The 14858-nt window shown below is 70.3% G+C and carries 12 protein-coding genes; 7 read left to right on the top strand and 5 right to left on the bottom strand.

What is annotated here, in order from left to right; genetic code table 11:
- Positions 1 to 37: 37 nt before the first annotated feature.
- The gene (locus HC362_RS33415) at positions 38 to 781 is read left to right on the top strand and encodes a class I SAM-dependent methyltransferase (protein WP_243088084.1); all 744 of its coding nucleotides are present in this window, start codon (positions 38 to 40) and stop codon (positions 779 to 781) included.
- Positions 782 to 899: 118 nt separating this feature from the next.
- Positions 900 to 1502: a GNAT family N-acetyltransferase gene (locus HC362_RS33420; RefSeq protein WP_243088085.1), complete on the top strand. Its 603-nt coding sequence runs from the start codon at positions 900 to 902 to the stop codon at positions 1500 to 1502.
- A 257-nt stretch (positions 1503 to 1759) separates the two neighbouring features.
- Here the strand turns inward: HC362_RS33420 and HC362_RS33425 are convergent, their stop codons facing one another.
- The 3 genes from HC362_RS33425 to HC362_RS33435 all read right to left on the bottom strand — a co-directional run bounded on the left by HC362_RS33425 (position 1760) and on the right by HC362_RS33435 (position 5482).
- Entirely contained in the window at positions 1760 to 3229 is a 1470-nt protein-coding gene (locus HC362_RS33425; RefSeq protein WP_243088086.1) for an oxygenase MpaB family protein, read from the bottom strand.
- Complete coding sequence (uppS, locus tag HC362_RS33430; protein ID WP_243088924.1) at positions 3226 to 3912, bottom strand: polyprenyl diphosphate synthase; 687 nt, start codon at positions 3910 to 3912, stop codon at positions 3226 to 3228. Before uppS ends, HC362_RS33425 begins: the two co-directional genes overlap by 4 nt.
- 586 nt (positions 3913 to 4498) lie before the next feature.
- Positions 4499 to 5482 carry a helix-turn-helix domain-containing protein gene (locus HC362_RS33435; protein ID WP_243088087.1) on the bottom strand — a complete coding sequence of 328 codons (984 nt, stop codon included), beginning with the start codon at positions 5480 to 5482 and terminating at the stop codon, positions 4499 to 4501.
- Positions 5483 to 5632: 150 nt separating this feature from the next.
- Between HC362_RS33435 and HC362_RS33440 the strand changes: the two genes are divergently transcribed.
- A complete protein-coding gene (locus HC362_RS33440) occupies positions 5633 to 6529 on the top strand; it encodes an NAD-dependent epimerase/dehydratase family protein (protein WP_243088088.1) in 897 nt (298 codons plus the stop codon).
- A 192-nt stretch (positions 6530 to 6721) separates the two neighbouring features.
- Here the strand turns inward: HC362_RS33440 and HC362_RS33445 are convergent, their stop codons facing one another.
- Entirely contained in the window at positions 6722 to 6907 is a 186-nt protein-coding gene (locus HC362_RS33445; RefSeq protein ID WP_243088089.1) for a hypothetical protein, read from the bottom strand.
- A gap of 66 nt (positions 6908 to 6973) precedes the next feature.
- Entirely contained in the window at positions 6974 to 10195 is a 3222-nt protein-coding gene (locus HC362_RS35005; protein ID WP_347568547.1) for an Ig-like domain repeat protein, read from the bottom strand.
- 725 nt (positions 10196 to 10920) lie between these two features.
- Here HC362_RS35005 and HC362_RS33465 point away from each other — a divergent pair.
- From HC362_RS33465 to HC362_RS33480, 4 genes are all read left to right on the top strand, one after another.
- Positions 10921 to 11274, top strand: coding sequence for a hypothetical protein (locus tag HC362_RS33465; RefSeq protein WP_243088090.1), 354 nt, complete (start codon positions 10921 to 10923; stop codon positions 11272 to 11274).
- A gap of 27 nt (positions 11275 to 11301) precedes the next feature.
- On the top strand, positions 11302 to 11526 hold the full coding sequence (locus HC362_RS33470; RefSeq protein ID WP_243088091.1) for a hypothetical protein: 225 nt from the start codon (positions 11302 to 11304) through the stop codon (positions 11524 to 11526).
- An 844-nt stretch (positions 11527 to 12370) separates the two neighbouring features.
- Positions 12371 to 13216, top strand: coding sequence for a tryptophan synthase subunit alpha (gene trpA / locus HC362_RS33475; protein ID WP_243088092.1), 846 nt, complete (start codon positions 12371 to 12373; stop codon positions 13214 to 13216).
- 501 nt (positions 13217 to 13717) lie between these two features.
- On the top strand, positions 13718 to 14767 hold the full coding sequence (locus tag HC362_RS33480) for a cytochrome P450 (protein WP_243088093.1): 1050 nt from the start codon (positions 13718 to 13720) through the stop codon (positions 14765 to 14767).
- The last annotated feature ends 91 nt before the right edge of the window (positions 14768 to 14858 follow it).

Consider the following 14858-nt stretch of genomic DNA (forward strand, 5'->3'; position numbering starts at 1 on the left):
TCGACAGTGGCCGCCGCGTCGGGCAAAGTGGCGGTCCGTGACGAGCAGTGAGCTGTGGACCCGAGTGACCGCCGAGCGCTACGACGCCGAGGAGACCCAGATGTCCTCGGCCGCTGTTCTCGGACCGACTCTCGACTTTCTCGCCGCACTCACCGGAGACGGCGGCCGGGCGCTGGAGTTCGCCATCGGTACCGGACGAGTGGGCATCCCGCTCCGCGAACGCGGCGTGCCGGTGGTGGGCATCGAATTGTCCGAGCACATGGCAGCGGTCCTGCGGCGCAAGATCGACGCGGACACGCTTCCGGTCGCCCTCGGGGACATGGCCACCACGATCGTCCCCGGTGAGTTCACCCTGGTCTATCTCGTCTACAACACGATTACGAACCTGCTCACGCAGGACGAGCAGGTCGAGTGCTTCCGCAATGCCGCACGCCACCTGGGTCCCGGGGGCCGGTTCGTCATCGAACTGGGCGTTCCGCCGCTGCGGTGCCTGCCGCCCGGCCAGGTCGCGGTGCCGTTCGACGTCTCCGAGCAGCATCTCGGCTTCGACACTTTCGACCTTGTCGAGCAGATTCTCGTCTCGCACCACTTCGTCGGCGACGGCGACGACGGCCGCTACCGCCGGAGCAACTCACGACACCGGTACGCCTGGCCGGCGGAACTCGACCTGATGGCACGGATCGCCGGGCTCGAACTGGAGTCGCGCTTCGCAGACTGGGACGGCGCGCCGTTCACCCAGGACTCCACCAAGCACATCTCCGTGTGGCGCAAGCCGAGCTGAGGTCTGTCCACCACCTCGCCCGCCCATCGACCGGGCCGGCTCCCGGACCGGGAGTTCAGGCTGACAAGGAGGCAGGGCGGTTCAAACTTTTGCCTGCTGACAGGATGGTTCGGTGAACATGGCACAGCACGAAAACGTCCCTGTCGTACGTCCCATTACCGACGCGGACATCCCCACCGCGGCCGACACACTTGCCCGAGCCTTCGCCGAGTACCCCTTCACCCGGCACGTGATCTCCGCAGAAGGCCATGAGGAGCGGGTCCGGCGCTTCCAGGAAATCTGTCTCACCCGCATCGGCATGGTGTACGGGCGCGTGTGGGTCGCCGACGAAGGGCGTGCTGTCGCCGTGTGGGCCACTCCCGACGAGGATCCCTCGCCCGCTTTCGCCGAGGTCGGCCCGGTGCTCGGCGAACTGACCGGCGACCGGCAAGCCGCCTACGAATCCGCGGAGCAGGCTGTTGCTCCGTACCGGCCGCAGGAGCCGGCGTGGTTCCTCAACACGGTGGCCGTCTCTCCCGAAGCGCAGGGGAAGGGGCTTGGCAGCGCGGTGCTGGTTCCCGGCATCGAGGAGGCAGGACACGCCGGGTATCCGGCGTTCCTGGAGACCTCCAGTGAGAGGAACGTGCGGTTCTACGAGCGGCTCGGCTTCCGGGTCACGGCTGCTGTCACCCTCCCCGACGGCGGCCCCCACACATGGTGCATGCGTAAGGACCCGCGCTGAGGTCCGGGATCCCCGCTAGCGACGGGGCGCACTCGGGCGGGCCACCTCGCCGGGAGTCGCAGGGCGGGTAGTGGCAATCCTGGCGCGGACCGGACCGGACCGGGCTGGGAATGGGAAACAACTGCGTGATCATCAGGGGTTGTGGTGGACTCCTGAAGATCATGCGCTGGCCTCCATCGCCCGCACATTGCCGCCGGGAACCGATCTCCGGCCTCCCGACTCCATGCAGGCGTCACCAACGTGGTGCCCTCATACAGTCAGGCGTCAGCGAGAAGGGGGTCGTACGGGGTGTTCGTGCGGCGACCTGACATGAAGGAGAGGAAGTCGCCCACGAAGGCGCTGCGGTCGTAGGTGCCCTCGGTGGTGGTGAGGTCGCGGTGGAAGGCGGTGCGGAAGAGCGCCCGGTGCTCGGCCGCGTCGATGGTCCCGCTGCCGTCCTTGTCGGTGGCGTCGAAGAGCACCTCGGCGACGCGGATGAGCGCGGGACCGGCGAGGGAGGGTACGGCGGCGGCGTACTCGTCGGCGCCGACACGGCCGTCGCCGTCCGTGTCGAGGGCGGCCTGGAGCTCGCGCCACCAGGCGGCGAAGGCGTCGTAGAGCCGGGTCTCCTCGGGTTCGTCCAGGTCCAGGCGGGTGGCCAGTTCGCGCGCCATGGCGGCGAGGTCGGGCCAGTCGAGGTGGCCGTCGCCGGTCTGGTCCAGCACCTGACGGAAGAACTCCTCCGCCGAGCGTCGGCCCTCTCCGGTGGCCGTCGAGGCGGCCGGGGCCGGGTCGTGGCCAGTGCCACCGTTCGCTGGTGTGAGGAGGCGGAGCAGGGCCGATGCCCGCTTCATGCGGGCGCGCAGCGCGGTCACGGTCCGGGCGCGGGAGTCGTCGCTGCCGGGTGGGAGGGAGAGGGCTTCGATGATGGTTTCGGTATTGATCCAGCCCTCGGGCAGGAAACGGGTGAGCCCGGCGGCGAGGTAGGCGCCTTGCATGAGGGTCGTGGCGCCGGGCATCTCGGGCAGGCCGGCCCTGCGCCGGTAGGGCTCGGGAAGCGAGGCGACGGTGATCGAGCCGAGGAGCGGTCCGACGACGGCCCGGCCGGCCGCCCATAGTGTCGGCGCGCCGGCGAGCAGTGCCGGGGCGGGCAGGTGGTCGAAGAGCCGGTAGAGGATGATGCGGGCTGCCTCGGTGTTCTCCAGCTCGTCCTCGACGACCCTGTCGAAGTACCTCCAGAAGTCGTTCAAGTCCTCGGGGAGTTCCCCGGCGTCGCCGTCGAGCGCGGCGAGGAAGGCGCGGTACTCGGTGTACACGTGCTCCATGGTGTCCTGGTCGAGCGGCTGACCGCTCAGCCGGCACATGGTGACGGCGCTCTCGTAGAGGGTGGCCACCACCCAGGCGCGGGTCGCGCGGTCCATGGCGTCGTAGGCGCGGCCGCGGGAGTCGGAGCCGCTCATGCGGGCGTGCAGCCTGTTGAGCCGGGCGGCCTCCCGTTCGCGTACCGCTGGGTCGGCGTCGAGCATGCGCCGCATGCTGAGGAAGGTGTTGCGCAGTCGACGCCAGGGGTGAGCGACGAACGTGGAGTTGTCGGCGAGGGCGGCGCCGATCTGCGGGTGGGCGGCCTCCAGCACGGTGGCGCGGATGATGGCCAGCGCCCAGCGCGGGTCGTCGAAGAAGGCGCGGAACTGCGATTCCGGCCCGAACAGGGGTGCCTCGTCGGCCGTTCCCGTGGTTCCAGTCGTCATGACGGGTCTCCGTTCGTCTGGGGCGGCACGCCGCCGAAGCGGCGGTCACGGTGCCGGTAGGCGTGCAGGCAGCCGAGGAAGTCAGGGGCCCGGAAGTCCGGCCAGTGCGCCTCGGGGAAGACCCACTCGGCGTAGGCGACCTGCCAGAGCATGAAGTTGGAGATGCGCTGCTCGCCGGAGGTGCGGATCACGAGGTCGACGTCGGGGGTGTCGGGGAACGGCAGGTGGTCCGCGAAGAGCCGTTCGGTCACATCATCGGCGGGTATCCCGTTGCGGATCAGCGACCTGGCGGCCTCGACGATGTCTCGGCGTCCGCCGTGGTCGAAGGCGACGGTGAGCGTCATGCCCGGGTTGTCGGCGGTCAGCGTCGCCAGATCGTCGAAGTCCTGGGCCAGTTCGCGGGGGATGCGTGGGTCTGCGGCCCCCAGGAAGCGGCAGCGGATGCCGCGGGCGAGCAGCAGCGGCGCATGCTTGCGCACAACCCGGCGGACCAAACGCATCAGATAGTCGACCTCGGTGCCGGGACGGTTCCAGTTCTCGGTGGAGAACGCGTACAGGCTGAGCCACTCGACTCCCGCTGCCCGGGCCGCCTCGATGATGTCGATGACGGTGCTCTCCGCAGCCCGATGGCCTGCCGTTCGGGGAAGCGAACGCCGCTGAGCCCAGCGGCCGTTGCCGTCCATCACGCAGGCTACGTGCCGCGGCACCGCATTCGCCGGCCCGTCGTCGCGCCGCTGCTCATCGCCGTACTGTCGCTCCACCGGCCGGCCCCCCGTCGCCGCGCGTGCTCGCCCGTTGCCACGCGTGCGCGGTTGACGCCGTGGTCCGTCACACCCAGCCCCGACTCGCCCGGAACGGCACGGTCGGCTCTACCGCGCTCGCTCACGCCCCCTCCGTATCGCCCATGGCCACACCCCCAGGCGTCCTCTTTCAGGAGTCTGACAGCGCGGAAGGGGCCTGACCGGCCGAACGGGGGGGCTGTCACCCTTGGCTCATATGTCCGATTCCGTCGCAGCTCACTGCGGGGCGAGCCTCACTGGATGGCAGCTTTGCCCTTCCCGGTCCGGCAGGGGGAGTCCGCGGGCGCGGCGCAGGTGGACACCGGACTGTCGTGTGGTGCCACGCGCTCGAGGCAGTCGCTCACGTGCCCGGATCGTTGATGAGGGTGTCTGCGGCATCGGGCCGTTTGCTGCAACTCATGAAGCGTGTTCGCCCGCAGGTGGGCCGCCGGGCGGGCGGGGTTTTCGCGAGCGGTTGCCCAGGAAGCCTTCAGGTCGGGACCGGGCCGGGCGGTCGCTGGCCGGTCTTCACGCTGGGGCGGTGGAAGGCGGCCCGGTAGGCGGCCGGGGTCATGCCGATCTGGCGGCTCAGATGCTGGCGGAGCGACTCGCCGGAGCCGAGGCCGCTGCGGCCGGCTACCTGGTCGACGGTGAGGTCCGTGGTCTCCAGCAGTTCGCGGGCGCGCAGCAGCCGCTGCTGGAGGAGCCATTGGAAGGGGGTCACACCCGTCTCGTCGGTGAAGCGGCGGGTCAGGGTCCGGACACTGACCTTGGCCTGGCCGGCCAGCTGGTGCAAAGAGATCGGCTGGTCCAGGTGCTGCAGTGCCCAGAGGCGGGCCGCATCCAGCGGGGAGTCGGTCCGGGCCGGGAGCGGGGTCTGTACGAACTGCGCCTGTCCGCCGTGGCGGACGGGGGTGACGACGGCGGCACGGGCCGCGGCGTTGGCCACGGCCGCGCCGTAGTCGGAGCTGATCAGGTGCAGGCACAGGTCGATCCCGGCGGCCGAGCCCGCACCGGTGATGACCGGTCCGTCCTCGGCGAACAGCCGGTCGGCGTCCACGCGTACCGAGGGGAAGGCGCGCTGCATTTCCTCGGCCAAAGCCCAGTGGGTGGTGGCGACGCGGCCGTCGAGGAGCCCGGCCTGGGCAAGGACGAAGGCGCCGCTGCAGATCGAGGCGACGCGCTTGCCCGCCGCGGCCGCCTCCCGCAAGGCGTCCAGTGCGGCCGGCTCGGCGCCGTGCCGACTGGCGGTCGAGGGGACGATCACCGTGTCTGCCGCCGCGACCGCCTCAAGGCCGTGCCGGATCACTACGTCGATGCCACCGGAGGCGCCGACCGTACCCGGCGTGGCGGTGCACACCGTCACCTCGTAGCTGGGGTGTCCGCCGGATCGGGCGGCGCCGAGCAGGGTCGAGGGCATGGACAGGTCGAACGGCTTGACTGCGGGGACCGCCAGGACGGCGACACGATGCATGGCTGGATCCTTGGACCTCGTGACTTTCAGGCCACTGACCCTACCCTGCGGCCTCCCGGCAGAGTTGGGCGTGCGGACGGGCCCTCCGCGTAACCACGGCTTCCCCTCCGGGGAAGCGTCCGATTTTTGAAGGTGGACGGAGACAAGATCATGGGTGAATCAGTCGTCATCGGGGCAGGCGCGACCGGGGCCGCGACCGCCAGGCAGCTGGCCGACAGCGGCAGGCGGGTCCGCCTCATCACCCGCAGCGGCAGTGGTCCTGACCACCCTGGCATCGAACGGACCGCCCTGGACGCGTGCCGTACAGACGAGTTGGCCGAGGCACTGGGCGGAACAACCACGGTCTTCAACGCCGCCATGACCGCCTACCAGACCTGGCCAGAGACCATGCCGCCGCTGTTCGCCTCGATACTCGCCGCGACCGAGCGGGCCGGAGCCGACTACGTGATGCTCGGCAACCACTACGGCTACGAGCAGACCACCGGACCGGTCACCGAGCGCACCCCGATGGTCCCGAACACCAGAAAGGGCCGGGTGCGGGCCGAACTGTGGCGGCAGGCCAAAGAGGCCCATGATGAAGGGCGGCTGCGGGTCACCGAAGTGCGAGCAGGCCAGTACCTGGGCCCAGGCGCAGTCTCAGCGTTCACACTGCTGGTCGCACCCCGAGTCCGCGACGGCGAACTGGCTCTCGTCCACGGCAACCCCGATGCGGCGCATTCGTTCTCCTACACCGAGGACGTCGCAGCAGCGCTGGTGGCGGTCAGTGGTGACGAACGGGCCTGGGGGAGAGCCTGGCACGCCCCCGTCATCACCACGACCCTGCGCCAGGCCGCGACCCAACTCGCCGAACTCCACGGAGCACCCGAACCGCGCCTGGAGCCGCTCACCGAACGGGACATGACGCTGTTGTCCTTCACCGATCCGCTGTGGCGGGAGTTCACCGAGATGAGCTACATGTCCGAGCGTCCGTTCATCGTGGACGACAGCGATATCCGCGACACCTTCTCGCTCAAGCCATCGACGCTCCGCGAAGCACTGGCTGCCTGACGCCACGGTGGGCGGGCCGGCGCTCCCGGCCCGCTCCGCGCCTGGACTTGAGGTACTCGACGATCGCCCCCGCCTTCTCAGCCCACAGCTGCCGTGCCGTCGTAGGCGGCATCCACGCGGTACGGCTTGATGGAGGAAGCGTCGCGGACGATGTCGAAATGGCCGCCGATGTGCCGCACTGAAATGGCATGATCAGCCTCTCCTGTCCCGGTTCTGGGATGGGTGGCCGGGGACGGCGCACGCCTGGCAGCCGCTGGCCGTCCCCGGGCCCGAGGGGCCCGATTGCCGGGCGATGTCGGCCGGTTCGATGCCGGTCAGCTCCCGCAGGGCCGATCTGCCGGATTCCCAGTCGGCCGTCTCGCGGACATCGAGCAGCACGCACCGGCCGTCACCGACCTGCTCGTGTGTCCGACGGGCGGGAAGCGGCCGGGTCGGGCGGGCGGGTCAGGGCGTGACGGTGTGCGTGTCCGTACCGGTGGAGCTGGTGAAGCCCGTGCTGCCGGTGTAGGTGGCGATGATGCCGTGTTTGCCTACGTTCAGGGACTTCACGGATGTGGTGGCGCTGCCGTTGATGAGCGGGACGGCCACGGGGGAGCGGTTTCCCACGGTGAAGGTGACGGAACCGGTGGGTGTGCCCGCCCCGGGCGGGACCGCGGTGACCGTCGCCTCGACGGTCACGTTCTGCGCCGGGGCCGAGGGGTCGGGGGAGGAGACCACGGTGGTGGCCGACAGCGCCCGGTCGACCGTATGCGCGTCGGTGCCGCTGGAGCCGACGAACCTATCGCTGCCGCTGTAGGTGGCGGTGACTGTGTAGGGGCTGCCTGTTCTGGTGGTGTAGGGGCGGGTGGTGGTGGCGGTGCCGTTGGTGAGGGGTGTGGTGATGGGGCTGGTGCCGTCGCCGAAGTTGAGGGTGACGGTGCCGGTGGGGGTGCCTGCTCCTGGTGCGAGAGGGGTGACGGTGGTGGTGAAGGTGACGGGCTGGCCTACGACGGAGGGGTCGGGCCCTGTGGTGAGGTTGGTGGTGGTCAGTGCTCGGTTGACGGTGTGGGTGTCGGTGCCGCTGGAGTCGGCGAAGTCGGTGTCTCCGCTGTAGGTGGCGGTGATTGTGTAGGGGCTGCTTGTGCTGGTGGTGTAGGGGCGGGTGGTGGTGGCGGTGCCGTTGGTGAGGGGTGTGGTGATGGGGCTGGTGCCGTCGCCGAAGTTGAGGGTGACGGTGCCGGTGGGGGTGCCTGCTCCTGGTGCGAGAGGGGTGACGGTGGTGGTGAAGGTGACGGGCTGGCCTACGACGGAGGGGTCCGGTCCCGAGGCCACGGTGGTCGAGGTCAGCGCCCGGTTGACCGTGTGGGTGTCGGTTCCGCTGGAGTCGGCGAACGCCGAGGTCTCGTGATAGGTGGCGGTGACTGTGTAGGGGCTGCCCGTTCTGGTGGTGTAGGGGCGGGTGGTGGTGGCGGTGCCGTGGGTGAGGGGTGTGGTGATGGGGCTGGTGCCGTCGCCGAAGTTGAGGGTGACGGTGCCGGTGGGGGTGCCTGCTCCTGGTGCGAGAGGGGTGACGGTGGTGGTGAAGGTGACGGGCTGGCCTACGACGGAGGGGTCCGGTCCCGTGGTGAGGGTGGTGGTGGTCAGTGCTCGGTTGACGGTGTGGGTGTCGGTCCCGCTGGAGCCGACGAAGTCGGCGTCACCGCTGTAGGCGGCAGTGACGATGTCCCCGCCATTCCTCCGGCTGGGGTACGGATAGGTCACGGTGGCGGTGCCGTTGGTGAGGGGTGTGGTGACTGGGTTGCTGCCGTCGCCGAAGTTGAAGGTGATGGTGCCGGTGGGGGTTCCTGCTCCTGGTGCGAGAGGGGCGACCGTGGCGGTGAAGGTCACCGGCTGGCCCACCACCGAGGGATCCGGCTCCGAGGTCACGGTGGTGGCGGTCAACGCCCGCTCCACTGTGTGCACTTTCGTGCCGGGCAACGGGAGGAAGTCCACGTCTCCGCTGTAGTCGGCGACGACCGTGTACGGATTGCCCGTCCTGGTGGTGTAGGCGTGGGTGGTGGTGGCGGTGCCGCCGGTGAGGGGCAGGACGACGGAGGCGGTGCCGTCACCGAAGTCGAAGACGACGGTACCGGTGGGGGAGCCCGCGCCGGGTGCGACGGGCGCGACCGTGGCGGTGAAGGCCACCGGCTCGCCGACCACCGAGGGGTCAGGCGTCGAGGCCACCGTGGTCGTGATCGACGCCCTGCGCACCCTGTGGGTGTCGGTTCCGGTTGAGGCGGCGAAGTCGGCGTCGCCGCCGTAGGTGACAGTGGCCTGGTAGGGGCTGCCGCCGGCGCTCGCGTAGGTGTGGTCGGTCGTGGCAACCGCCTCGGTGAGGGGCAGGACGACGGGGGCGGTGCCGTCCCCGAAGTCGAAGGTGACGGTGCCGGTGGGGGTACCGGCGCCGGGGGCTTCGGCCACCACCGTGGCGGTGAGGGTGACCGCCTCGCCCACGACGGATGGGTTCGGTACGGACGCCAGTGTGGTGCTCGTCGGCGCCCGGTTCACGGTGTGGGTGTCCGTCCCCGAGGAGGCGGTGAAGTCGGCGTTGCCGTCATAGGTGGCGGTCACCGTGTACGGGCTGCCGGGGGTGGCGGAGTAGGCGTGGTCGATCAACGCCGTACCGTTCTCGAGCGGGGCGGCGAGCGGTGCCGTCCCGTCGCCGAAGTCGAAGATCACCGTGCCACCTGGTGCGGCGGCCTCCGCGGCGTGCGGGGTGACGGTCGCAGTGAAGGTCACCGGCTGCCCCACCACGGACGGTTCGGGGGAGGAGCTGACCGTGGTGGAGGTCGGCGCGCCGGTCACCGTTTGGAAGTCGTATCCGACCGAGGAGCTGTACGTTCCGTCGTCGCTGGTGAAGGTGGCGATGACCGCGTAGGGGCTGCCGGAACCGGAGGTGTAGGTGTGGCTGACGGCGGCGGTCGCGACCGAAAGGGGCACTGTGACATCCGGCGTGCCATCTCCGAAGTTGAAGGTGACGGTGCCGGTAGGGACCCCAGAGGAAACGGGGGTGACCGTGGCGGTGAAGGTCACCGGTTGCCAGGCCGTCGAGGGGTCCGGCGAGGAGACCACGGTCGTGGTGGTGGCCTGGACTCCGGACAGCACCCGATGGGTGGCGACATCGGTGGAGGCGGCGTAGTTGGTGTTTCCGCTGTAGGACGCGGTGATCGTGTAGGTGCTCTCCACCGCGGGGTAGACGTGGTCGACCGTGGCCACGCCGTTCACGAGGGTCTGCACGGCTGCCGGGGTCCCGTCGCCGAAGTCGATGGTCACCGTGCCTGTCGGTTGCCCGGCGCCGGGGGCTTCGACGACGACCCGCGCCGTGACGGACGTGGACGCGGCGGGGTTGGAGGGCTCCGGGGAGGAGAGGACGGTCGTGGAGGTCGGGGCCTTGGCCACGGCCTGTTGTGCCGAGTCCGACGACGGGGCGAAGTTGGCGTCCCCGGTGTAGGCGGCGGTGAGCGCGTACGGGCTGCCGCCGGTACTGGTGTAGGTGTGCGTCGCTCTCGCGACCCCGTCCACGACCACGGCGGTGACCGGGACGGTGCCGTCGCCGAAGTCGAACCAGACGTCGCCGGTCGGGGTGCTCGTCCCCCCCGGCGGCGGGAGCGACGGTCGCGGTGAAGGTGACCGGCTCGCCGACGGCAGGCAGTTCCGGAGAAGAGGTCAACGTGGTGGTCGTGGACAGGTCGAGATAGGTGTAGGCGGGACCGCTGGCGACACCGCCGAGGGTGGTCACGACCACCGGTGTGCGGGCGGCGGACCCGGACGGTGCGGGCGGCACGGTGAGGACGAGCCGGCTGTCGGAGACGACGGTGGGGTACACGCCGATGGTGCCGAGGCGTACCTCCTGGGTGGTGTACAGGCCGACGCCGGTGACGGTGAGGGTGTTGCCTCCGGCCCTCGAACCGGCGGCGGGGGAGAGTGCCTTGATCCGCGGGGGCTCCAGATAGAAGAACGAACCGACCGGGTAGGCGACGCCGGCGACGGTGACGGTGACCGGAGCGACGCCGGTGCCCGCGGGGGCGACGGCGGCGATGGTGGCGTCGTCCACCACCGAGAACGAGATGGCCGGGCGGCCCCCGAACCGGACCTGGCTGGCGCCGAGGAGGTTGCTTCCGCTGAGGAGGACAGGAGTGCCGCCACCAGTGGGGCCCTGGTCGGGGGAGACGGCCACCGGAATGTTCAGGACGCCGACCGTGTCGGCGCCGGTGTCGGCCACGTAGATGTGGCGGCTGTCAGGGGTGACGGCGGCCCCGCCCGGCTCGCTCAGACCGGTGACGGTGGCGGCGCGGGCGTTGGTGGCGAGGTTGATCGCCGTGACCGAGCCGGAGCCGCTCTCGGTGAGATAGGCCAGGGCGCCCCGCGGGCCCATGGCCACCGAGACGGGGGCGCTGAACCCGCCGATCGTGGTGGCGACGGTCAGCGTGGTGGTGTCCAGCACGCCGACCGTGCCGCCGCCGTGGTCGGCGACGTACAGCCGCTGGCCGTCCGGCGTGACGGCCAGTCCGCGCGGCTGCGTGAAGCCGCCGACCGTGGCGACGGCCGTAAGGGCATTGGTGTCGACGGCCGTGACGGTGCCGGCCAAGTCGCTGACATACGCGCGGGGGGAGTCCGGGGAGAGCGCGACCTCGTACGGATTGCTGCCCACCGCCACGGTCGTGACGACCGCGCGGGTGGCCGTGTCCACCACGACCAGGCTGCCGGTGTCCTGGCTGACCACGTAGGCGCGGGCGCCGTCGGGGGAGAAGGCGATGCCCGCCGGTGCGGAGATGCCGTCGATCGTGGCTGTGACCGCGTTCGTAGCCGTTGCGATCACACTGACCGTCCCGGAGAGGGAGTTGCCCACATACGCTTCCAGCCCGGTGGGGGCGACGGCGACGCCCCAGGGGCCCGAGCCCACCGTGATGGTGGCGGTGGCCGTCCGCGTCCCGGTATCCAGGGCGGTGACCGTGCCCGCGCCGAAGTTCGTCACGTAACCCGCCCTGCCGATGCGGCCGAGGGCGACCCGGGCCGGGCTGTCACCCACCGGGATGGTGGCGACCGGAACAGCGGCGCTCGTGGACGCCTTGGCGCGCGCTCGCACAGACAGATCGACGGACACAGGCAGCTCCAATCGCCTTGGGAACGGGCTTCTGACCGGGCCGGCCCAGCCCAAGAGGCCGGAGCCCACGCCGGAAGCGGGCAGGTGACGGGGCACCAGCGCCACGAGGGGGCGCCCCGCCGTGGAAGGCGTGTCGGGCGTCGGGCACTGCCCGGCTGCGGTGCCCGCCGGGGAACCGGGACACCGAGCGAAACCCCCGACTTCATCGCCGGTGGTGTCACACCCGCCCCGAAGGTCACCCTGGTGATCGGCCTGTTTCCGGACCCCGGCTGCGGTGTCGTGGGACAGGCGCCGAAGTCGGCGACGAAGCCACCGGGCTCTCTCGGGCTCTTCAGGCGGCGTCAGCGTGCGTCAGAACTGCCGGATCCCGGCGAACGGTCAGACGCACAGGCCTCGGCCCCACAGAGGGGCACTCCACAGCCTGCGGCCTTCCCCGGGCACAGAGAAAAGACCGGCAAGCGCTGCCTGTTTGAACGTTCCCCCGGCTCGGGGTTGGGCAGCCCGCCGGTTCACACCTCAGTGAGCCACAGGCCCCACTGAGCGGCAAGAGGCGTCAACATGCATCACCCAAAAGGAGTACATCCCGCATCCCGACCCGCAACGAAAGAGGGTAGCCCTTCCCGTCGATTACCAGCCATGATCACGGCGTCGTGCGCCGCTTCTGCCCACCTGCTGAGCGCGTCCGACCGTCCAAGTGGCCGGAACACGGGGGAATTTCGATGACGTCCGACATGGACATACGTGGCACTGCCAGCTCCGATGCAGGCAACCGGGCCATCGGCCTGGCCGGTGTGCTGGGCCGGCAGCAGCCCGCCCTCGGCGCCTTCTCGGTGGCGGGGTTCCCGGATGAGCGCGCAGGCGTGGACGTTCTCGTCGCCTACGCGCGAAGTGGTGCGAATCTGCTGGAAGTAGGTGCTCCAGCAGCAGACCCGTGGCTCGACGGCCCGGCCATCGCCGCGGCCCATCGCCGTGCACGACGTGCGAAGCACGGCATGGAGGTCACGCTCGCAACGGTGCGGCAGGTGTCCGCCATCACCGGCAAGCCCGTCGTCGTGATGAGCTACTGGGCCACGGTCCTCGCGTACGGGCCGCAGCGCACAACCCACGATTTGGCCGCATCGGGCGCTGCGGGATGCCTCATTCCCGACGTCCCCCCGGAAGATGTCCCTGCCTGGGCGACCGCCGCTGCCCGGGCCGGGATCAGCGCACCTCTTCTGGCCGGCCGTGAGGCGTCGGCTGCCGAGCTGACCGCCACATGCCGGGCCGCCACGGGTTTCGTCTACGCCCCGGCGGTCGCGGGACAGCGCACGGGATACTCGGACGGCCTGGACCTGGAGGCACTTTCCTCGTTCGTTGCGTCCATCCGGCATGCGGCTCCGACGACTCCTGTCATGACCGGTATCGGGGTCTCCACACCCGCCCTGGCTGCTTCTGTTGTCCGCAGGCCGGGCGTGGCCGGGGTGGTGATCGGCTCACCGCTGATCCGTGCGTTCATCGACGGCGGACTGAGCAAAGCGGCCGGTCTGGTCGCGGAGTTCGCCGCCTCCATCGCCGCGCCACGGTGACGGACGGGAACGGCGGGCCGTCTGCGACCATTCCAGCGGCTCACGCCTTGCGGCCATGACGGGCGCCTCGAACTCGGCACCGTGGTCGGCGGCGAGTGTATCCAGGCGCGGGGGGCCTGGCCCCCGCTGTTGTCCAAGGGGATAGCCATTGCTGCTCCGTCAAAGGCGTGTTTATAGTTCTCGCGATTTTCCGTTCACCCCTCAACTGTCCGCTTACGCAAGGCAGATGGCGCTCAGAGGCGCCAGATGCGCCCTCGATCGGACGCCTCGCTCAAAGGACATGTGATGACAGCCTCCCGGCAGCGACCCAAGGAGTCCGGCAGACCGGTAGGTTCGGCTGCTGAGGAGGATTCCGGCCTTCTGACCTACCCGGCGGCCCGGGAATGCCCTCTTCATCCACCGGCCCGCTACGGACAGTTGAGGTCCGAGGAGCCCGTCGCACGGGTTCGGTACAGAGAGCAGCCGCTGTGGCTTGTCACCTCGTATGACGCTGCTCAGCAGGTGCTGCGCGATCCGCGCTTCAGTACCGACCCCGCGCGCGAGGGCTTCCCCACCGGCTCCACCGCTCCGCGCCCGGCGCCCGACCCCGCCAAGCGCCGCGCCCGCGCGTTCATCACGATGGACGAGCCCGAGCACGGGCGCTACCGGCGCATGCTGATACCGGCGTTCAGCGCGCGTCGTACGGAGGCCATGCGGCCCCGAGTCGAGGCCATTGTCGATGAGCTGATCGACCGGATGACGGCGCAGGGCCGGGAGGCCGACTTCGTCGAGGTGTTCGCGCGGCCGCTGCCGTCCCGCGTGATCTGCGAACTCCTCGGTGTCGATCACGCCGGCGCCGACGTCTTCCAGGAGAAGAGCGCTACTGCCATGGACCCTGAGCGGGAGCCGGAGGAACGCGTAAGCGCTGCGAGCGAGTTCGCCGCCTACCTGGGCGACGTCGTCGCCGAGAAGCGCGCGCACCCCGGCGACGATCTGCTCAGCCGGCTCATCGAGGAGCAGGTCGCCACCGGGCGCCTCGACGACGAGCAGCTCAACGCGACCGCGATGGCCCTCCTCATCGCCGGTTACGAGACCACCACCCACATGCTTTCCCTCTCGCTGGTCACGCTGACCCAACAGCCCGAACTCCTCGAACGGCTGGCGAAGAACACACAGTTCGCCGCCCCTGCGGTGGATGAGCTCCTCCGCATCTGGACGGTCGGGCACCTGGGTCTGTATCGCGCGGCCGTCGAGGATGTCGAGGTGCACGGGCGGACGATCCGCGCGGGACAGGGCGTCATCGTCGCAGTCGCCGCCGCTGACCGGGACCCGGACGTCTTCGAGGACCCCGACACGTTCGACCCCGATCGCGAGCCCCGCGCCAATCTCGCCTTCGGCTACGGGGCGCACCGCTGTCTCGGCGAGCCCCTGGCCCGGCTCGAACTGGAGATCGCATTGCGGAGGATCGCCGAGCGCCTTCCCGCGCTCCGGCTGCGCGCCGAGGTGGCCGAACTCTCCTTCCGTGACGAGCACTACATCTACGGCCTGGACGAACTGCCCATCGCCTGGTGACGCCAGAGTCCCGCACATCCCGACACCCCCAGGAGCGCAGTGACCGTCCCGGGGGACCATCTTCTCCGCCTTCCTGCCCTGTCCTCACTCG

The sequence above is a fragment of the Streptomyces sp. 891-h genome (assembly GCF_022760275.1).
Classification (GTDB): Bacteria; Actinomycetota; Actinomycetes; order Streptomycetales; family Streptomycetaceae; genus Streptomyces; species Streptomyces spirodelae.

Excerpts from the sequence above, each read along its gene's own strand:
- uppS (WP_243088924.1), bottom strand. The coding sequence starts at position 3,912 with ATGGACGGCAACGGCCGCTGGGCTCAGCGGCGTTCGCTTCCCCGAACG.
- HC362_RS33440 (WP_243088088.1), top strand. The coding sequence starts at position 5,633 with ATGGGTGAATCAGTCGTCATCGGGGCAGGCGCGACCGGGGCCGCGACC.
- HC362_RS33435 (WP_243088087.1), bottom strand. The coding sequence starts at position 5,482 with ATGCATCGTGTCGCCGTCCTGGCGGTCCCCGCAGTCAAGCCGTTCGAC.
- HC362_RS33470 (WP_243088091.1), top strand. The coding sequence starts at position 11,302 with ATGCCCGCCGGTGCGGAGATGCCGTCGATCGTGGCTGTGACCGCGTTC.
- HC362_RS33425 (WP_243088086.1), bottom strand. The coding sequence starts at position 3,229 with ATGACGACTGGAACCACGGGAACGGCCGACGAGGCACCCCTGTTCGGG.
- HC362_RS33465 (WP_243088090.1), top strand. The coding sequence starts at position 10,921 with ATGGCCACCGAGACGGGGGCGCTGAACCCGCCGATCGTGGTGGCGACG.
- HC362_RS33420 (WP_243088085.1), top strand. The coding sequence starts at position 900 with ATGGCACAGCACGAAAACGTCCCTGTCGTACGTCCCATTACCGACGCG.
- trpA (WP_243088092.1), top strand. The coding sequence starts at position 12,371 with ATGACGTCCGACATGGACATACGTGGCACTGCCAGCTCCGATGCAGGC.